The organism is Microbacterium sp. cx-59, from assembly GCF_020805625.1.
Taxonomy (GTDB): Bacteria; Actinomycetota; Actinomycetes; order Actinomycetales; family Microbacteriaceae; genus Microbacterium.
This window is the reverse complement of the sequence record NZ_JAJHGO010000009.1, coordinates 89,417-106,262: the sequence shown is the minus strand read 5'-3', so window position 1 is coordinate 106,262 and position 16,846 is coordinate 89,417. Positions and strand designations below refer to the sequence as shown.

The 16,846-nt window shown below is 69.1% G+C and carries 17 protein-coding genes; 9 read left to right on the top strand and 8 right to left on the bottom strand.

The annotated features are described in order from the left end of the window. Nucleotides 1-9: 9 nt before the first annotated feature. Nucleotides 10-1,977: an ATP-binding protein gene (locus LMI96_RS12755; protein WP_228361743.1), complete on the bottom strand. Its 1,968-nt coding sequence runs from the start codon at nucleotides 1,975-1,977 to the stop codon at nucleotides 10-12. Between the two features lie 63 nt (nucleotides 1,978-2,040). Here LMI96_RS12755 and LMI96_RS12750 point away from each other — a divergent pair, with 63 nt between their 5' ends. After that, the gene (locus LMI96_RS12750; protein WP_223722634.1) at nucleotides 2,041-2,403 is read left to right on the top strand and encodes a response regulator transcription factor; all 363 of its coding nucleotides are present in this window, start codon (nucleotides 2,041-2,043) and stop codon (nucleotides 2,401-2,403) included. Between the two features lie 28 nt (nucleotides 2,404-2,431). Next, the gene (locus tag LMI96_RS12745; protein WP_308015770.1) at nucleotides 2,432-3,259 is read left to right on the top strand and encodes an endo alpha-1,4 polygalactosaminidase; all 828 of its coding nucleotides are present in this window, start codon (nucleotides 2,432-2,434) and stop codon (nucleotides 3,257-3,259) included. A 10-nt stretch (nucleotides 3,260-3,269) separates the two neighbouring features. Here LMI96_RS12745 and LMI96_RS12740 read toward each other — a convergent pair whose 3' ends face one another. Both LMI96_RS12740 and LMI96_RS12735 read right to left on the bottom strand, forming a co-directional pair. Further along, the gene (locus LMI96_RS12740; protein WP_228361742.1) at nucleotides 3,270-4,136 is read right to left on the bottom strand and encodes a cation-transporting ATPase; all 867 of its coding nucleotides are present in this window, start codon (nucleotides 4,134-4,136) and stop codon (nucleotides 3,270-3,272) included. Next, nucleotides 4,136-5,164 (bottom strand): TerC family protein, encoded by a 1,029-nt coding sequence (locus LMI96_RS12735; protein ID WP_223722637.1) that lies wholly within the window; start codon nucleotides 5,162-5,164, stop codon nucleotides 4,136-4,138. The genes LMI96_RS12740 and LMI96_RS12735 overlap by 1 nt, the downstream gene beginning before the upstream one ends. A 194-nt stretch (nucleotides 5,165-5,358) precedes the next feature. On the opposite strand from LMI96_RS12735, the gene LMI96_RS12730 reads away from it, so the two are divergent. The 3 genes from LMI96_RS12730 to LMI96_RS12720 all read left to right on the top strand — a co-directional run bounded on the left by LMI96_RS12730 (nucleotide 5,359) and on the right by LMI96_RS12720 (nucleotide 7,465). Continuing rightward, nucleotides 5,359-6,522, top strand: coding sequence for a MalY/PatB family protein (locus LMI96_RS12730; RefSeq protein ID WP_228361741.1), 1,164 nt, complete (start codon nucleotides 5,359-5,361; stop codon nucleotides 6,520-6,522). A gap of 80 nt (nucleotides 6,523-6,602) precedes the next feature. Continuing rightward, on the top strand, nucleotides 6,603-7,061 hold the full coding sequence (locus LMI96_RS12725; RefSeq protein ID WP_223722639.1) for a VanZ family protein: 459 nt from the start codon (nucleotides 6,603-6,605) through the stop codon (nucleotides 7,059-7,061). A gap of 266 nt (nucleotides 7,062-7,327) precedes the next feature. Next, the gene (locus LMI96_RS12720; RefSeq protein WP_223722640.1) at nucleotides 7,328-7,465 is read left to right on the top strand and encodes a hypothetical protein; all 138 of its coding nucleotides are present in this window, start codon (nucleotides 7,328-7,330) and stop codon (nucleotides 7,463-7,465) included. Between the two features lie 10 nt (nucleotides 7,466-7,475). Here the strand turns inward: LMI96_RS12720 and LMI96_RS12715 are convergent, their stop codons facing one another. Beyond that, nucleotides 7,476-8,528 (bottom strand): right-handed parallel beta-helix repeat-containing protein, encoded by a 1,053-nt coding sequence (locus LMI96_RS12715; protein ID WP_228361740.1) that lies wholly within the window; start codon nucleotides 8,526-8,528, stop codon nucleotides 7,476-7,478. A 367-nt stretch (nucleotides 8,529-8,895) separates the two neighbouring features. On the opposite strand from LMI96_RS12715, the gene LMI96_RS12710 reads away from it, so the two are divergent. Further along, nucleotides 8,896-9,426, top strand: a complete 531-nt coding sequence (locus LMI96_RS12710; RefSeq protein ID WP_223722642.1) for a hypothetical protein — start codon at nucleotides 8,896-8,898, stop codon at nucleotides 9,424-9,426. Between the two features lie 19 nt (nucleotides 9,427-9,445). On the opposite strand, the gene LMI96_RS12705 is transcribed toward LMI96_RS12710, so the two are convergent. Together LMI96_RS12705 and LMI96_RS12700 are read right to left on the bottom strand one after the other, a co-directional pair. Then, entirely contained in the window at nucleotides 9,446-9,604 is a 159-nt protein-coding gene (locus LMI96_RS12705; RefSeq protein ID WP_228361739.1) for a hypothetical protein, read from the bottom strand. 58 nt (nucleotides 9,605-9,662) lie between these two features. Then, a complete protein-coding gene (locus LMI96_RS12700; RefSeq protein WP_228361738.1) occupies nucleotides 9,663-10,616 on the bottom strand; it encodes an aldo/keto reductase in 954 nt (317 codons plus the stop codon). Between the two features lie 188 nt (nucleotides 10,617-10,804). Between LMI96_RS12700 and LMI96_RS12695 the strand changes: the two genes are divergently transcribed. Continuing rightward, nucleotides 10,805-11,386: a hypothetical protein gene (locus LMI96_RS12695; protein WP_228361737.1), complete on the top strand. Its 582-nt coding sequence runs from the start codon at nucleotides 10,805-10,807 to the stop codon at nucleotides 11,384-11,386. Between the two features lie 64 nt (nucleotides 11,387-11,450). Here LMI96_RS12695 and LMI96_RS12690 read toward each other — a convergent pair whose 3' ends face one another. Further along, the gene (locus tag LMI96_RS12690; RefSeq protein ID WP_228361736.1) at nucleotides 11,451-12,350 is read right to left on the bottom strand and encodes a helix-turn-helix domain-containing protein; all 900 of its coding nucleotides are present in this window, start codon (nucleotides 12,348-12,350) and stop codon (nucleotides 11,451-11,453) included. A gap of 214 nt (nucleotides 12,351-12,564) precedes the next feature. Here LMI96_RS12690 and LMI96_RS12685 point away from each other — a divergent pair, with 214 nt between their 5' ends. Continuing rightward, the gene (locus tag LMI96_RS12685; RefSeq protein WP_223722647.1) at nucleotides 12,565-13,578 is read left to right on the top strand and encodes a carbon-nitrogen hydrolase family protein; all 1,014 of its coding nucleotides are present in this window, start codon (nucleotides 12,565-12,567) and stop codon (nucleotides 13,576-13,578) included. Between the two features lie 149 nt (nucleotides 13,579-13,727). Further along, nucleotides 13,728-14,654 carry a phenylacetaldoxime dehydratase family protein gene (locus LMI96_RS12680; protein ID WP_223722648.1) on the top strand — a complete coding sequence of 309 codons (927 nt, stop codon included), beginning with the start codon at nucleotides 13,728-13,730 and terminating at the stop codon, nucleotides 14,652-14,654. 99 nt (nucleotides 14,655-14,753) lie between these two features. On the opposite strand, the gene LMI96_RS12675 is transcribed toward LMI96_RS12680, so the two are convergent. Next, on the bottom strand, nucleotides 14,754-16,820 hold the full coding sequence (locus LMI96_RS12675) for an NAD(+) synthase (protein ID WP_228361735.1): 2,067 nt from the start codon (nucleotides 16,818-16,820) through the stop codon (nucleotides 14,754-14,756). Between the last annotated feature and the right edge of the window lie 26 nt (nucleotides 16,821-16,846).

The window sequence follows — 16,846 nt, the reverse complement described above, 5'->3', positions numbered from 1 at the left end:
GTCTTCGGGTTACCCGCGCGGCAGGCGCAACGACGCGACGAGCCCGCTGTTCTCGCCGGCCGACAGCTCGATCGTGCCGCCGTTGCGCTCGGCGAGCTCGCGGGCGATCGAGAGTCCGAGCCCCGCTCCCGGAGTGTTCTCCCGCTCCGCGGCGGGCGCACGGTAGAAGCGGTCGAACGCATGCGCGCGGGCGTCAGCGGGCATTCCCGGTCCCGAGTCCGCGACCGAGATGACCGTGTCGTCTCCGTCCTGCGTTGTGCGGATGCGGATCGAGCCGCCGTTCGGGGTGAACTTCAGCGCGTTCGAGACCAGATTGCCGAGCGACTGCACCGCATCCGGCGGGTACACACGCACCGTGTCGTCATCCTGGGTCTGCACGCGGATGGTGAGGGACTTCGCATCGGCGATCGGTTGCTGCGTCATGACGACGTCGTGGATCAGATCGTGACTGTCGAGGGTGCGAACGGCAGCCGGGTTGACCGGGGCGGCGCTCGCGCGGCCGAGCGTCAGCAGGTCTTCGACGAGCGCGGAGAGCCGTGCGCCGTTGCGCATGATCACCCCGACCCACTCCCGCTCGGTGGCAGTCAGGTCGTCCGACTCGGCGAGGAACTCGGAGTAGCCGAGGATGCTGGTGATGGGGGTGCGCAACTCGTGGCTCGTCGTGGCGACGAAGTCTTCCCGCTGCCGCTCCAGGTCCATTCGGGCTGTGCGGGCGGCGTCGCGCTCGAGTTCCGCCTCGACCCGAACCTGCGTCATCCGGACCGTGCTGGAGACGTCGATGATCTGAACGGCGAATCGCGTTGACAGCTCGGGGAGCGGGTTCGCGACGATCCGCACGGTGTACCCATCGCGTTCGTACACGGACTCGGCACCGGTATCGAGCGCGGTGCGGGCGCCCGCCTCGAGGGGGCCCGACCAGCGGCCGTCGTCGTCGACCTCGGCCGCGACGGCGTTCTGACCGGCGCCGTTGGCCCACACGACCCGCGACGCCCCGCGGATTCCGCCGGCGATGAGGAGGCCGACCTCCGACCCGACAAAGCCACCGGTCACGAGCTGCATCGTCTGCGCGGCTGCGCGCGTCGCCACCCGCAACTGGTTTCTCGCGGTGACGAGCAGCACGGTCATGACGGCCAGGGCGACGAGGAAGACGTCGATGAGCGCGGCGGAGGGGATGCCGACCGTCGGGAGGATGCCGAAAGGGCCGCCGCCAGCGAGGGAGAGCAACAGAACGGCGACGCCGATCAGCAGGGACTGGGCCAGCGCCATGACCATCGGGAAGCGGAAGGCGGCCCACGCGACGAAGGTGAGCGGGATGAACGCGAGCGGCAGCTGCGCGCCGGTGCGGAACACGAGATAGACGGTCGCTCCGACGAGGACGGTCTGCAGCGCGACTTCTACCCAGGAGAACCGCTCGAGGATCTGCTCGGGCAGCACGGCGAACGGCGCGATCAGCAGCACGGCGGCAGCGTGCGACGAGGCGGCGGTCGCGAACGTCGACCCGAAATCGCCGCTCGCTCGCACGGCCACGACGGCCCCTGCGAGGGCGCCGATGACGAGGGCTCCGGCGGCGACGGCCAGCACGAAGCGCAGGCCATCGATCACGGTCGACAGGGCGAATCGTCGTCGCCTGCCCGCCAGGATGGCGACGACCACCGCCGCCTCGGCGGCGTTGGCGATCGCGAACCCGACGGCGACGCCCGGCTCGCGTCCGCCGATGAGGTTCGCGGCCGCCGTGACGACCAGGACGAGCGCGATCGCGCCCAGCCGCCTTCGGGGCGGGTTCGCGAGCACGAAAGCGACCGAGACTCCCGCCGCGGGCCACCAGGCGGCGACGATCGACCCCTCGCCTGACGACGTGACTCCCCACACTCCGAGCGCACCGATCGTGACTGCGGCGAGCAGCCACACCCACCACGACGGCACCCACGAGCGGTACTCCCCACCCCCGAGGCTTGTCAGCGAGGTCGCCGGCTCCATAAAGTGAACGTACCGTGCGTGATGCACCCACGGCGCTGTGCGGACCGACGCAGAGGAGCTGCCGTGGCCGTCATCCTGGTCGTCGAAGACGACAGCGACGTCGCGGGCCTCATCGAGCATCGGCTTTCCGCCTCCGGGCACACCGTGACGGTCGCCGGTGACGGCATCGAGGGACTCGCTGCCGCGCACGAGATCCGGCCAGACGTCGTCATCCTGGATTGGATGATGCCGCGCCGGAACGGGGTCGAAGTCTGCGAGGACCTGCGCGCGGAGATCGCGTTCGACGGCGTGAAGATCATCATGCTCACCGCGCGTGCCCAAGCCGCGGACATCGAGCGGGCGTACACCGCGGGGGTGGACGACTACATGACCAAACCGTTCTCGCCCCGCGAACTGCTCGCCCGGGTCGAGGCGCTCGTCGGCTGACCGGGGTGCGGCCGGGCAGGATGGGGGAGTGAGCTCCCTCTCGACCCGGCTTCTGGCCGCCTTCGCGGTGACGCTGGCGGTCGGGGGCCTCGCCGGCTGCACATCGGATGCGGGCGGGCACGCCGCATCCGTCGCCCTCCCGCCTGCCGGGGCGCCGCTGGATTACCAGCTCGGGGGCGCGTACGACCCCGATCCGCGCGTCGAGATCGTCGGTCGGGACCGGGCGGCAGAACCGGCCGAGGGCCGCTACTCGATCTGCTACCTCAACGGATTCCAGACGCAACCGGGTGAGCGTGCGGACTGGCCGGACGACCTCGTGCTGACGGATGCGGTCGGCGACGACGTCATCGACCCCGATTGGCCCGACGAGTCGCTGCTCGACACCGGGAGTGCCGCGAACCGCGCGGCCATCGCCGAGCGGATCGGTGAGTGGATCTCCGGGTGCGCAGAAGCCGGATTCCAAGCCGTGGAGTTCGACAACCTCGACTCGTACACGCGCTCGGACGGTGCGCTCGAGCTGGCCGACAACCTCGCGCTCGCCGAACTGCTGGTGACCTCAGCCCATGCGCACGGCCTGGCCGCCGGGCAGAAGAACGCGGCCGAAGACGCCGCACGCCTCCGGAGCGACGCCGGCTTCGACTTCGCCGTGGTCGAGGAGTGCGCGGTCTACCGCGAGTGCGGGGCGTACACGGCGGTGTACGGCCCGCACGTCGTCGACATCGAGTACACGGATGCGCTGCCGCGCCCGTTCGCTGAGATGTGCGCCGACGAGGACTCGCCCGCCTCCATGGTGCTGCGCGACCGCGGGCTCGCCCCCGCCGGTGACGCCGCGCACGTCCTCGAGCTCTGCCCCTGAGGGCTCCGCGTCAGCGTCCGAAGAGGTCGCCGAGCCCCGGGATCTCGACGCCCGATCCGAAGTCGGTGATCTGCTCGCCCACGCCCGATACCTGATCCCCGACGCCCGAGGCCAGATCCCCGGCACCCGCCGCGAACTCGTCCAGCCCGCCCAGGGCGTCGAGGTCGATTCCGGCGGCCAGCGCATCGAAGTCGACGCCGAATCCGGCGGCCTGTTCGAGCAGCGGCCCGGCCACGGAGCTGATCACCGCACCGCCGGCCACCGCGCCCAGCACGCCACCGGCTGCGAGGCCGGCGCCGCCGAGCGCCAGGCCGGCGCCGCCCATTCGCGAGCGTCCGCGTCCGCCGCCGGCGCGAGCGAGGAGACCCCGCAGCACGCCGGGTCGGCTCGCCTCCGTCCGCGCGGCGGCGCGGGCCAGGTCCGGAGCCTCGGCCGAGCGCGGGTGCTCGTGCGGGGGAAGTTCGGACTGCATCCGCGCCGCGATGTGTGCACGCTGCTCCGGAGAGAGCCGCGCGAACGCCTCGCGGTGCACCTGCTCGATCTGGTGCGGGTCGGCCGTCTGCAGCAGGTAGTCGTACCGTGCGATGGCGGCGCGATCGGCCGCATCCGCGGGGCCCGACGGGGGAGTCGTGGCCGGAGCGGACGAGCGGTTCTGCCCGTACGCGGACTCGCCGGGAACGTAACGAGCTGTCGACGGCGGTGTGCTCGGGGTCGACGACCGGTTGTCTCCGGTGAGAGCGCTGGCCGCACCCCGCACCATCGACGTCCAGTCGGTCCCGCCGCCGGAGGATCCCGTCCGGGAGCCGGATCCGGAGCCGGATCCGTTCTCGTCGAGGGCCTTCTTCGCCATCCCGATGATCTTGGACAGCTTGCCCATCAGCGGGCCGTCTCGTCGCTGGAGGTGATCTCCTCGCCCTGCACGCGGTCGCGGTCGCTCTTGGACTTGTCGCCGCGCGTCTTCATCAGGCTCGCAACCGTCGCGACGGCGATCGTCGCGGCGATGAACACCAGCGAGAGCCACGTCGGGATCTCCGGCACCCACAGCAGCGGCTCGCCGCCGTTGATGAACGGGAGCTCGTTGACGTGGAGGGCGTGGAAGACGAGCTTCACGCCGATGAAGGCGAGGATGACCGCGAGGCCCTGAGCCAGGTACACCAGGCGCTCCAGCAGACCGCCGATGAGGAAGAACAGCTGACGCAGACCCATCAGGGCGAAGGCGTTCGCCGTGAACACGATGTAGGCCTCATTGGTGAGGCCGTAGATGGCCGGGATCGAGTCGACGGCGAAGACCAGGTCGATGAAGCCGATCGCGACGATCGTGAGCATCATCGGCGTGAAGAAGCGCTTGCCGTCGATCTTCACGGTGAGCTTGTCGCTGTGGTACTCGTCGGTGATGGGGAGGTGACGGCGGACGAACTTCATGAATCGACCGTTGGCGGGGTCGCTCTCGCCGTGGGAGAAGGCCTGTCGGTAGGCGAGGAACAGCAGCAGCGCACCGAAGATGTAGAAGATCCAGGAGAAGTTCTCGATCAGCGCCGCCCCGACCGCGATGAAGCCACCGCGCATGATCAGAGCGATGACGATCCCGATCATCAGGACCTTCTGCTGGTACTCCTTCGGGACGGCGAACCCGGTCATCACGATGAGGAAGACGAACAGGTTGTCGACCGACAACGCCTTCTCGGTCAGATACCCGGCGAAGTATTCGCCGCCGAACTGCCAGCCGGAGACCATGCCGATTCCGACACCGAACAGCAGCGCGAGACCGATGTAGAACGCCGACCAGCGAGCGGATTCGCCGATCGTGGGTGCGTGGGGCTTTCGCACATGCGCGAAGAATTCGTAGACGAAGAAGGCGATCGTCACGGCAATCGTGATGAGCCAGATGAGCGGGGTGACCTGCATGGACGTACTCCAAAAGGGGTGGCGCGGACAATGACGCCAAGGTCTCCTCCGCTCCGTGACCGGAACCGGCGACCCGGGATGCAACGATGCATCCGTATTGACGGGCCGACCGCAGACGGGAGTACTCCCCTTGCTGTCGACAAGAATACTGCATCACGGGGGCGCCGGGCACCGCAATCGGTAGGCTCGCGCCCATGGTCCATCCTTTCGACGAGCGCACCCGGCGGATGCTGGATCGACCGGAAAGCCGCAAGTGGAGCTTGTATCCGGGAACGATCGGCGCGTGGGTCGCCGAGATGGACTTCGGCACCGCGCCCGAGGTGACCGCCGCGCTCCACCGCGCGATCGACGAGGAGAACCTCGGCTACCTGTCGCCCACCGTCGCGGCGCGGCTCGGACAGGCGACCTCGGAGTGGCTCGCGCACGATCAGGGCTGGGCGGTCGATCCCGAATGGGTGCACCCGGTCGCAGACGTGATGGCCGCGCTCGGCGCCGCGGTCGAGCACTATTCGCCGGCAGGTTCCGCGGTGATCGTGCCGACGCCCGCGTACATGCCCTTCCTCACCTATCTGCCGAGCATCGGGCACCCCGTGGTGGAGGTGCCGGGCCTCGTGAACGCCGGGCGCTGGCAGCACGATCTCGACGCCATCGACGCGGCCTTCACGGCGGGTGCGCGCACCCTGGTGCTCTGCAACCCGCACAACCCCACCGGCACGGTGCTCGAGCGGGCCGAACTGCTCGCGATCTCCGAGATCGTCGAGCGGCACGGCGGTCGCGTGTTCGCCGACGAGATCCACGCCCCCATCCGGTACGGGGGCGCCGTGCACGTGCCGTACGCATCGATCTCCGAGGCGGCTGCCGGGCACACGATCACGGGAACGAGCGCCTCGAAGGCGTGGAACATCCCGGGCATGAAAGCGGCGCAGCTCATCACCTCGAACGCCGCGGATGCGGAGCGCTACCGCCGCTTCGGGTTCGCCGTCGTGCACGGCGCCGCGACGCTCGGCGTCGTCGCGTCGACCGCGGCCTATCACGACGGCCGACGCTGGCTCGCGGAGACCAACGCGTACCTGGACGGCAATCGGCAGGCGCTCACCCGTCTGCTCGCCGACGCACTTCCCGGCGCGCGCTACGCACCGCCCGAGGCGACGTATCTCGCCTGGGTCGACGTCTCGGCGCTCGGCCTCGACGATTCGCCCGCCGCCTTCTTCCGCGAGCGGGCCGGGGTAGTGCTCACCGACGGCGCCCTCTGCGGCCGCGGCTACGAGGGTTATGTGCGGATGGTGCTCGCGATGCCGCGGCCGATCCTCGACCAGGCGGTGCACGCGATGGCGGATGCGGTGACCGCCCGCCGTTGACCCGGCCCCCGCGCGCGCCGCACGGCGGATTGCCGCGCGGTTGTCACGGGATCGAAAACTGGCCCGGATACGGTGTCAGGATGCAGCAGCGAACCACGGCCGAGCGGCGCGCACGCGTCCGTGCCGCGGTGCTGCTCATCGCGTACCTGGTCGCGGCGGCGCTCGTCGCGTTCTGGCCGGTACCGGTCGACTCCGGGGCGACCGGGTTCCTGCACCGGGTCGAGCAGATTCTCCCGTGGGCCACGTACCGGCGGATCGAGTTCGGTGCGAACATCGTGTTCTTCGTTCCGTTCGGGTGGCTGCTCAGCATCCTGCTCGATCGATCCCGCCATCTCGTGCTGCCGATCGGCATCGTCACCACCGTCGCGATCGAGGCGATCCAGGGGGAGCTGCTGTCCCAGCGGACGGCGAGCATCTACGACGTCCTGGCCAACACGACCGGAACGTGCGTGGGGATGCTGCTCGCGGCCATCTGGGCGCGGCGTACGCCTGTCCGGCCCGTTTGGCAAGACCCCGGCACCGATCCGAGCCGCGCCTAGCCTGAAGTCAGCCGCACGGGTTCGCGCTCGAACCTTTGCCGACAGCATCACGGCGGGATCGACATCTCGCTTCCGGCAACGTCGCCGAGCGACGAACCAGCGGCACCAGCGCTGACGTTCGAGCGGAGGAACCCCATGCATGACCTGGTCGCCGACGACCTCCGGGATGATGCCGATGACTTCGAAGACGCCCTCACCGAGGACTTCGTGCACAGATTCGGTAGTCGCCCACTATGACGAACTCCAACCCGAATCCGGATCTTCCCGTGAGTAAACCCATCCCCATCCCGAGCTATCGACCGTCGCAGGTGTTCCGCCGCGAACGGCGGAAGGCCGAAGAGGCCGAACGCGACGAGGCCAAGGCCCGCAACGAACGCCGCGGGCGTCCCGGCCGACCTTCCTGAGCTCTCCGGCTCAGGTGCACTCGATGTTCGTGCGGGCCGGCGGGCCCCACGTCATCGCGTTGTTGCAGCCGACCTCGGTGGCCGTGAGAGCGGCGACGCCGATCACCTGAATCGCGAGCTCGTCGGCCGAGCCGCCGAACTTGTTCGTGACGATGCGGTTGTTCAGGCCCCACTCGGGCATGAAGCTGTGCACCTGCACGCCGGGGCCGGCGGCATCGCCGACTTCGTTCTGCGCGAAGATCCAGCCGTTCCCCTTCAGATCGACGACGGAATCGGAACTCGTGCCGTCGCCACGGGAGAGCCAGTTGTCGCGGATGACGCCCGAGGACGTGCCCTCTTCGGCGCTGATCGCCTCCCCGGCGGTGTGGTCGACCGTCGTGCTGACGATGATCGTGGCGTCGCTCCGGTCGGGCTCGCACTCCGAGTACTGGCACCACGACGACTCCCGCGAACCGACGGCGATGCCCTCGCCCATGTCGCGGTCGGTGATGCCGGTGTCGCGGATCGTGGAGTCCACGATCATGTTGTGCGCGCTGGTGCTTCGGAGGCGAATGCCCTGCCCGCCGATGTCGGAGACCGAGAGCTTCCGGAGCTGGTTGGAGGATGCGTCATCCAGCACGATGCCCGCGTGCGCGCTCCGCACGGCGAAGTTCTCGAGTGTCCAGTACGACGCCCCGGTGAGGCGGAGGACGATGCCCGCCGAGGTCGCGCCCTTGCCCTCCAACGCCGACCCGGACGTGCCGCACAGGATGATCGGCGCGGCCTCCGTGCCCGAGGTGCGGATGGTGAACGACCCGGTGTAGGTGACGTCGGCGAGCTGGAGCACGTCGCCGGGCTCGGCAGCATCGAGCGCCGCCTGCAGCTTCTTCGGGGTGTCGCCGACGAGGCGAGCGCCGGGAGCGCAGGCGTTGTCGGGCGTCGCGGATGCGGACGGAGTAGCGCTGCCGGAGGGGGCGGCATCCGGATCCGGAGAGGCCGCGGTGGCAGTGCACCCGGCGAGCAGCAGCACTGCGGCGACGAGGGTCGGTGCGAACACGCGACGGAGATGGGCGAGTCCGGTCATGCGGGGCCTTGCTCGTGGGGGACGACGATCACCGACACTCTACGTGCCCGACCCCGGTTCGTCCTCCGAGCGCCCCTTCGACCGTCCCTTCGACCGTCCTTCTGACCGCGAGACTGCGGTTGCGCCACGAGACGTTGGTTCGCGGCCGCATTCTCGTGACCGAACTGCAGTCTCGCGGGTGCGGGTGCGGGTGCGGGTGCGGGTGCGGGAGGCGGATGCGGGGGCGCAGCACAGTGCGCGGGGGAAGCGCAAGGGGACGACGGACGGCGGGGTGCGTGTGCTGTGCTGGTATCGCGAACGGCTGGCGCGCTCGGCGCGAGGGCCGTCGGCACCGCATCCGCATCCGGAACCCGTGGGAGGGACCACCATGAGCGAGAACGACAACACCGTCAGCGAAACCGTCGAGAAGGCGAAGAAGGCCGCGGCCGACACGGCCGCCGATGTGCAGACCCACGTCGAGGCCGCCGCAGACGACCTGTCCGACGCGGCTCAGCACGGCGGCGACGCCGCGGCGACCCGCGCGAGTGCCGGGGTTAAGGCCGCCGCGGAGAAGGCGGATGACGGGATCGACACCGCCGAGGACGCCGCATCCGACGGCGTGGAGAAGGCGAAGCAGGCCGCCCACGAGACGATCGACAAGCTGTCCGGGAAGGTCGACGCGGATGCGGACGCCGCCCACAGCCGCGTCGAAGAGATCGCCGACACCGCCAAGGACGTGCTGGCACAGACCGCCGACGCCGGACGCCAGGCAGCGGAGGCCGCGCAGGAGACCGCGAGTCGCGCCATCAGCACCGCGCACAGCGCGTACCGCTCCGACCCGCTGCGCACGATCGCCGTCGCGGGAGCCGCTGTGCTCGCGCTGGTCGGACTCGTCGTCGTCATCGCCCGCAAGAAGTAACCCGCGGGAGACTCGGCTCTCAGCCGCCGGAGATGATTCCGATCACTCCGGACGCGACCATGTAGACGCCCACGGCGCCCACGACCAGCCACACGCCGATGCGTGCCGGCGAGGGCTTCTTGGGGTCGTTGCCGGGGTCGCCGGCTCCGACGCCGGAGTTGTTTCCGAGAAAGCTCACTCCTCGACAGTAGCCGAGGCGCGGGGGGTCGCGGAGAAGCGCGACCCCCCGCGGACGATCAGGACGCGGGCGACCAGGTGGACACGGCGTCGAGCGCCGCGAGTTCGTCGGCGGTCAGGTCGATGCGTGCGCTGGTGAGCAGATCGTCGACCTGCGAGACGCGCGATGCGCTCGCGATCGGGGCCGCGACGGTCGGCTGCGCGCGCAGCCAGGCGAGAGCGGTCGCGGCGATGGATGCGTCGTGTGCCGCACCGATCTCTTCGAGGGTGTCGATGATCCGCAGGCCCTGCGGCGTCGCATACTTCGCGGCGCCCTCGGCACGCGGGGTGGACGGCGCCTGCGCTGCCTCCGCCGACCGGTACTTGCCGGTCAGGAATCCCGAGGCGAGGCCATAGTAGGGAACGAGCGACAGGTCGAACTCCTCCGCGACCGGGACGATCGATTCCTCGACCTCGTTCCGGTGCACCAGGTTGTAGTGCGGCTGCACCGCGACCGGAAGGGCGCTGCCGCCGGCCTTCGCGAGTTCGATCCAGGAACGGATGCGGTCGGCGCTGAAGTTCGACACGGCGACGTACCGGACGAGCCCGTCGGTGACGAGGTCGCCGAATGCGGCAACCGTCTCTTCGAGGGGTGTCTCGGGGTCGTCGAAGTGCGCGTAGTACAGGTCGATTGTGTCGACGCCGAGGCGGGTGAGCGATGCTTCCGCGGCGGCACGGACGTTCGCGGCGGAGAGGCCGCGGAAGTCCGGATGCTGGCTCACCTTCGTGGCGACTACGACGTTCTGCGGTGTGCGAGACGCGAGCCACTCGCCGATGAGCTTCTCGCTCTCTCCGCCGGTGTGACCCGGAACCCAGGCGCTGTACGAGTCGGCGGTGTCGATGAAGTCGCCGCCCCCGGCGTGGAACGCGTCGAGGATCTCGAAGGTGGCATCGCGGTCGGCCGTCCAGCCGAACACGTTGCCGCCGAGCGAGAGCGGGAAGATGTCGAGGTCACTGCGTCCGATGCGGGTCATGATGTCCTTCCGAGGTCGGTGCGTCGCGAGGCGCGATCAGCGGGCATCGCGGCGCCGTACGTCGATGACAAGGCCGCGGACGCCATCGGCATTCCCCCGGCGTTTCTCACGGCACCCGGTCGCGACGAGCGTGAGCGCCGCGGCCTAGGCTGGCGTCAGGTTTGCGTACCCGGATTGAGGAGGTCCTGATGGATTCGGTCGTTTTGGACGCCCCCCCAGGAATCAACGCACGGCTCGGGTGGGACCCCGCGGTGACGCCGCACGATCGCAAGCGCATTCTGGCGCGTCAGATCATCGGCGCGCGGCTCGGTATCGAAACGACCGCCGTTCGGATAGAGCGCGAGTCGCCGACGACGTTCGGGCACCACACGCGTCTGATCGCGTCGGTGGACGGCACCGAGCTTCCCGTGGTGATCGGCGTCGCCGAGTATCGGGCGGCGACCGTCGTCTGGGTGCACGAGCCGGAGCTGCTGGTCGGCGTCGACCTCCGCGACCTCCATCCGGATGCGCAGACGCGCGCCGTCATCCGCTCGCACAGCAAGCTGTGGGACGGGTCGACCGAACTCGATTTCCTCACGCACTGGACGCGGGTGCAGGCGATCCTCGCCGCCGACGGCCGCGGCGCGCGCGTGCGCGCCGACTGGGTCGTGCTCGACCGGAACGGCACGCGCGGCTGGATCAACGACCGGCCGACGCGCTACGAGGTCGTCGACCTGTCGCGGAACGCCTTCGTGATCACGATGGCCCACAGTGTCGCGCCGATCGACTAGACCACGCATGACGACGTCCATCTCGAACCGGTCAACGCAGCGGTCGCCGAAGAAAACGCCCGCTTCAGGCAGATGCAGGACGCGATGACGACGGCGTCACTCCGTAGTGTCTCTTGAACGCTCGGCTGAATGAGTCGAGATCGTCATATCCGCTCCGATGGGCAGCGGTGTAGACGCGGGCGCCCGCTTCGAGGAGCTTACGGGCTTCCTCGAGGCGAGTCCGGCGTATGCATGCGGCGAGGGAGTCGCCGCCGTGCTCGAACAGCTTCTGGGCGAAGCGGAGCGAGACATGGTGTGCTGATGCGACGACTTCGGGCGTCAGCCTGACATCGGCGAAATGGTCGCCGATGTAGGTGCGCATGCTGAGCAACAGGACGGACGTCTCGACAGGTGCCGCGCGGATGCCCGAGATCGCCGTCGCCGCAAGGCTCGTAAGGGCCTCGGTGAGCGCGTCGAGTTCCAGGTCGAGCGGTTGCTCGTACGAAGAGGACGAGGCTGCGGCGAGGGCGTGGAGCATGCGCAGCCCCGCGCCCGCGGGCAGCGGTCGAGCAGTCAGGTCTGAGAACGCGTTGCCCGTCTTCGAGACGGTGTCGCGGGGCAGTTGCAGCACGATCTCGCTCATCCTGCCGGGGAAGTCCAGCACGTACGGGGACGACGTGTCGTACATGGTCGCCGTGCCGGGCGCGAGGGCTACCGAGCGTCCACTTTGCGTGACGTTGCCGGTGCCACTGCGGTGGAGAGAGATGAGCACGTTCTCGCGCGGACTGGCAGCGATGATCTCGCGGTCGCGGACAACTTGGGACGGGCCACTCGCGACGCGGGTCAGGGCCACGGTGTCGCTCAAACGGCGTTGAACGAGCGTTGCGCTGAAGCTCGGCGTCGTCGAGCGCACGGCGAGGGGGACGAACGCGTCGCTGCACACCGCGGCCCATTGCGACGGTGAGGTGACGCGGGCGGGCGGCATGGAGCAAGTGTCACACGCAGATTGTTTCGACCACGGCTTCGTGTTGTTTCGAACCGATGCCCGCCGCAGAGCTGCGTGCGCAGAATGCCGGATTCCGGTGAACGTGTGCGCGCACTGCCGGATTGCGTACGCGAAACGTCGGATCCCGGCTCGTAACTCTTTCTACCGTGATGACACCGCGAGCTCTCCCGATCACCTCGCGGAGGAGGACACCATGGTGGATTACACGAAGAAGTTCCGTGCTGCGGCCGTGCAGGCGGAGTCGGTCTGGAACGATCTCGACGGCGGCATCGACAAGCTCATCGCTTTGTCGCAGGAAGCGAAGGCGGGCGGCGCCGAAGTGGTGGCCTTCCCCGAAGTGTGGCTGCCGGGATACCCGTGGTTCTTGTGGCTGGACTCGGTGCCGTGGCAGTCGCAGTTCCTCGTTCCCTACGCCTCGAACTCGCTCGAGGTGGGTGGGGCGCAATGGAAGCGTATCGAGAAGGCCGCAGCCGACATCGGTATCGCCATCGCTTTCGGATACAGCGAGCGGTTCGGAGCATCGCTCTACATGGGGCAGGCGTTCATCGACGCGGAGGGCAAGACGGTCGCCACCCGCCGCAAGCTCAAGCCGACCCATGTCGAGCGCACGCTTTTCGGTGACGGCGACGGGTCCGACGTGGCGGTGACCGATACTGCGGTCGGGCGGGTTGGATCTCTCAACTGCTGGGAGCACCTGCAGCCGTTGACGAAGTACGCCATGTTCTCGCAGGACGAGCAGCTGCACATCGCAGCGTGGCCGAGCTTCTCGATCTTCGAAGGCGTGGCGACCGCGCTCGGTCCCGAGGTGAACGTCGGCGCTTCGCGCCAGTACGCCGCTGAAGGGCAGACGTTCGTTCTCGCGCCGTGCGGCGTGATCGGTGAAGCGGCACAGGCCGTCTACACAGACACCGACCTGAAGAAGCAGTTCCTCGCCCTCGGTGGCGGACACGCGCGCATCTTCGGTCCGGACGGCGGCTCGCTCGCCGAGCCGATGGCGCCTACCGAGGAGGGGCTCTTGTTCGCCGACATCGATTTCTCCGCGATCCTCGCGGCCAAGAATGCGGCCGATCCGGTCGGCCACTACTCGCGGCCGGACGTGTTCACGCTGCGGTTCGAGAACGCGGGCCGGTTGCAGAAAGTGGTGACCACCCTTCCGCAGCGGGCAGATGACATCATCGACGGCGCCGACGTCGAGGCGTTGGTCTAGTCGGAGAGCGGCGAAGAAGGATCGCGCAGAGCATGACCATGGAATCTTCTATCCCCTCCCATCTTCGGCACCCGGATCGGACACCGAAGCATCCGGTCGGTACGTATAAACCGCCGTATCCCTCGTTCAGTGCACGATTCGCGCAGGATATGGGCGCGGTCGTGATGGCCTACTTCGGCGTCCAGGCGCGCGAAGCGGATGATCCGGATGCGGCCGTGGCGCGTGCGCATCTGCGCACTCTGTGTGCGACGGCGGACGGGCCCGGCCATGTCGATCGTGCCGGCTACGTGGATGCGCGCGGCTACGACACGGTCATCGACATCGCCTACTGGGACGACCTGCGAGCGTTCGCTCGTTGGGAGCGCGCGAATCTTGCCTCCTGGCTCGATGAAGCTGACGTCGTTCCCGGTGTCGGCCGGTTCCTCGAACTCGTCACTCCCACTGCCGACAGGTTCGAGACGATCTTCTCGTCGCCGGAGCCGCCGGAGGGCGTCTCGCACCTGGGAACGACGATGAGCGGGATGATCGAGGAACACGGGTACTGGGGGTCGATGCGTGACCGTCTCCCTGCCGCGCAGGCCGACCCGCTGTACCCCGGCGGCGAGACGGTCGCCGAGATCTCGGGGCTCACCCGGACCGTTCGTCTGCATCGCAACGCCTGCCTGATTCGGTCAGGTCAGGACTACGGCGAGACCACGGGCGAACAGCGCGAGATCTATCTCGGTACCGTCGAACCTCCGCTGCGCGCCGGAATGGACTACCTGCGCGACCACGGCGAAACGGTCGGATGCTACGAGAACCGATACATGGTCGTCCTCGATGAGGACGACCAGCCGACCGAACGCACCTTCGGCATGAGCTGGTGGCGTGATTTGAGCGCCCTCGAAGATTGGTCGGCTTCCCACGAGACGCACGTGAGAATCTTCGGAGCAGCGATGCGGTACCTCTCTGCGTTTGGGTCGGCCGCGCAACTCACGCTCTACCACGAGGTCACCGTGCCCACGGAGCACGAGCAGCGCTTCATCTACGTCGGATGCCACGACCGCACCGGCCTGCTCAGGTCGGTCGCCACCTGACGTCGGAACGAACGGCACCTCGCACAGGAACGAAGAGTTCCTGTGCGGGGTGCCGGAACGTGCGGCTCGGCCGTTCGCGGGCGCTCGGATGAGGGCGGGTCACTCCGCGTAGTCGGGGAGCGCGGCGTCGAGTTCGGCGAGCCACACCCGCGCGTTGCCGTCACTGGGCGCGCGCCAGTCGCCGCGCGGTGACAGCGAGCCCGCCGGCGAGACCTTCGGACCATTCGGGATCGCGCTGCGCTTGAACTGCGCGAACCCGAAGTAGCGCCGCAGGAACACGTGCAGCCACCGCGAGATCGTGGCGAGGTCGTAGGCGTAGCGATCCTCCGCCGGGAATCCCGGCGGCCAGGCGCCCGCATCCGCATCCGCCCACGCCCGCTCGGCGAGGAACGCGATGCGGGAAGGCCGCATGCCGAACCGCAGCACGTGGTACAGCGCGAAGTCGTGGAGGGCGTACGGTCCGATCGAGTCCTCGGTGGACTGCACCTTGCCGTCTTCGCCGGCGGGCACGAGCTCGGGGCTGATCTCGGTATCGAGCACCGCCTGCAGCACGGCCACGGTGCGGTCATCGACCCCCTCGCGCGCAGCGATGACCCATCGGATGAGGTGCTGCATGAGCGTCTTCGGCACGCCCGAGTTCACGGCGTAGTGGCTCATCTGATCGCCGACGCCGTACGTCGCCCAGCCGAGGGCGAGCTCGGAGAGATCGGATGTGCCGATCACGATGCCGCCGTGGCGGTTCGCGAGGCGGAACAGGAAGTCGGTGCGGACGCCGGCCTGCACGTTCTCGAAGGTGACGTCGTACAGCTTCTCGCCGGTCGCGGCCGGGTGTCCGATGCCGGTGAGGATCTCGGTGGCCGCCGGGCGGATGTCGATCGTCTCGACCGTCGCACCGATCGCCGCGGCGAGCTCCAGCGCGTTCGATTTGGTGTGCTCGCTCGTGGCGAATCCGGGCATCGTGTACGCCAGGATGTCGCTGCGCGGCCGCCCGGCGCGGTCCATCGCGCGGGCGACGACGAGCAGTGCGTGCGTGGAGTCGAGGCCGCCGGACACGCCGATGACGGGCTTCGGGCCGCCGATCGCGCGCAGGCGCTGCTCGAGTCCGGACACCTGGATGTTGAAGGCTTCGTAGCAGTCCTGCGCGAGCCGTGCCGCGTCATCCGGAACGAACGGGAAGCGGTCGAGCGTACGCCGCAGACCGATGTCGCGCGCCGGCGGATCGAGCCGGAAGTGCACCGTGCGAAAACCGTCGACGCGGCTCTGGAGCGACCGGCGGTTGTCGTCGAACGTGCCCTCCCGGAGGCGATCCTGCCGCAGCCGGTCGAGGTCGACATCGGCGACGCTCCGCCGGGCGGCGCCGGGGAAACGCTCCGTCTCGGCGAGCAGGGTGCCGCCCTCGTAGATCATGGTCTGGCCGTCCCACGACACGTCGTTCGTGGATTCGCCGACCCCCGCGGCGGCGTACGCGTAGGCCGCCAGGCAACGGAGCGACTGCGACTGCGCGAGCAGCTTGCGGTCGTCGGCGCGGCCGATGGTGATGGGGCTGCCGCTGAGGTTCAGCAGCACGGTCGCGCCCGCGAGCGCCGCTTCTGCCGAGGGCGGCACGGGCACCCACATGTCTTCGCAGATCTCCGCGTGCACGACGAGTCCTTCGACATCGAGGGCGTCGAAGAGCAGGTCGGGTCCGAAGGGGGCGTACAGGGAGCCGACGCGGATGTCCTGCCCGCGCTGGTCGTCGCCGGGGGCGTACCAGCGGCGCTCGTAGAACTCGCGGTAAGTGGGCAGCGCCGACTTCGGCACGACGCCGAGCAGCTCTCCGCGATGGATCACGACCGCGCAGTTGAACAGACGGTTGCCGTGGCGAAGCGGCGCGCCGACGACGATCACCGGCAGGAGGTCGACGGATGCGGCCACGAGTTCTTCCACGGCATCCACGACCGCGTCGAGCACGGGGTCCTGCAGGACCAGGTCGTCGATCGCGTACCCGCTCAGGGCGAGCTCCGGGAACAGGGCCACCGCGACGCCCTCGGCGTCGCACGCGCGCACCTGCTCGAGCACCGCGCGGGCGTTCGCGGCGGGATCGGCGATCGCGACCGGCACCGTGCAGGCGGCGATCCGCGCGAAGCCGTGCCGGTAGGAGCTCTCGAAGGGCAGGTCGCGGCGCATGTGCCCAGTCTCGCAGGCCGGGCGGC

What these genes read in the sequence shown, in the direction of transcription:
- LMI96_RS12695 (WP_228361737.1), top strand. Translation starts at nt 10,805, where the DNA reads ATGGATTCGGTCGTTTTGGACGCCCCCCCAGGAATCAACGCACGGCTC.
- LMI96_RS12730 (WP_228361741.1), top strand. Translation starts at nt 5,359, where the DNA reads ATGGTCCATCCTTTCGACGAGCGCACCCGGCGGATGCTGGATCGACCG.
- LMI96_RS12680 (WP_223722648.1), top strand. Translation starts at nt 13,728, where the DNA reads ATGGGCGCGGTCGTGATGGCCTACTTCGGCGTCCAGGCGCGCGAAGCG.
- LMI96_RS12675 (WP_228361735.1), bottom strand. Translation starts at nt 16,820, where the DNA reads ATGCGCCGCGACCTGCCCTTCGAGAGCTCCTACCGGCACGGCTTCGCG.
- LMI96_RS12710 (WP_223722642.1), top strand. Translation starts at nt 8,896, where the DNA reads ATGAGCGAGAACGACAACACCGTCAGCGAAACCGTCGAGAAGGCGAAG.
- LMI96_RS12740 (WP_228361742.1), bottom strand. Translation starts at nt 4,136, where the DNA reads ATGGGCAAGCTGTCCAAGATCATCGGGATGGCGAAGAAGGCCCTCGAC.
- LMI96_RS12715 (WP_228361740.1), bottom strand. Translation starts at nt 8,528, where the DNA reads ATGACCGGACTCGCCCATCTCCGTCGCGTGTTCGCACCGACCCTCGTC.
- LMI96_RS12685 (WP_223722647.1), top strand. Translation starts at nt 12,565, where the DNA reads ATGGTGGATTACACGAAGAAGTTCCGTGCTGCGGCCGTGCAGGCGGAG.
- LMI96_RS12700 (WP_228361738.1), bottom strand. Translation starts at nt 10,616, where the DNA reads ATGACCCGCATCGGACGCAGTGACCTCGACATCTTCCCGCTCTCGCTC.
- LMI96_RS12735 (WP_223722637.1), bottom strand. Translation starts at nt 5,164, where the DNA reads ATGCAGGTCACCCCGCTCATCTGGCTCATCACGATTGCCGTGACGATC.
- LMI96_RS12725 (WP_223722639.1), top strand. Translation starts at nt 6,603, where the DNA reads ATGCAGCAGCGAACCACGGCCGAGCGGCGCGCACGCGTCCGTGCCGCG.
- LMI96_RS12690 (WP_228361736.1), bottom strand. Translation starts at nt 12,350, where the DNA reads ATGCCGCCCGCCCGCGTCACCTCACCGTCGCAATGGGCCGCGGTGTGC.
- LMI96_RS12755 (WP_228361743.1), bottom strand. Translation starts at nt 1,977, where the DNA reads ATGGAGCCGGCGACCTCGCTGACAAGCCTCGGGGGTGGGGAGTACCGC.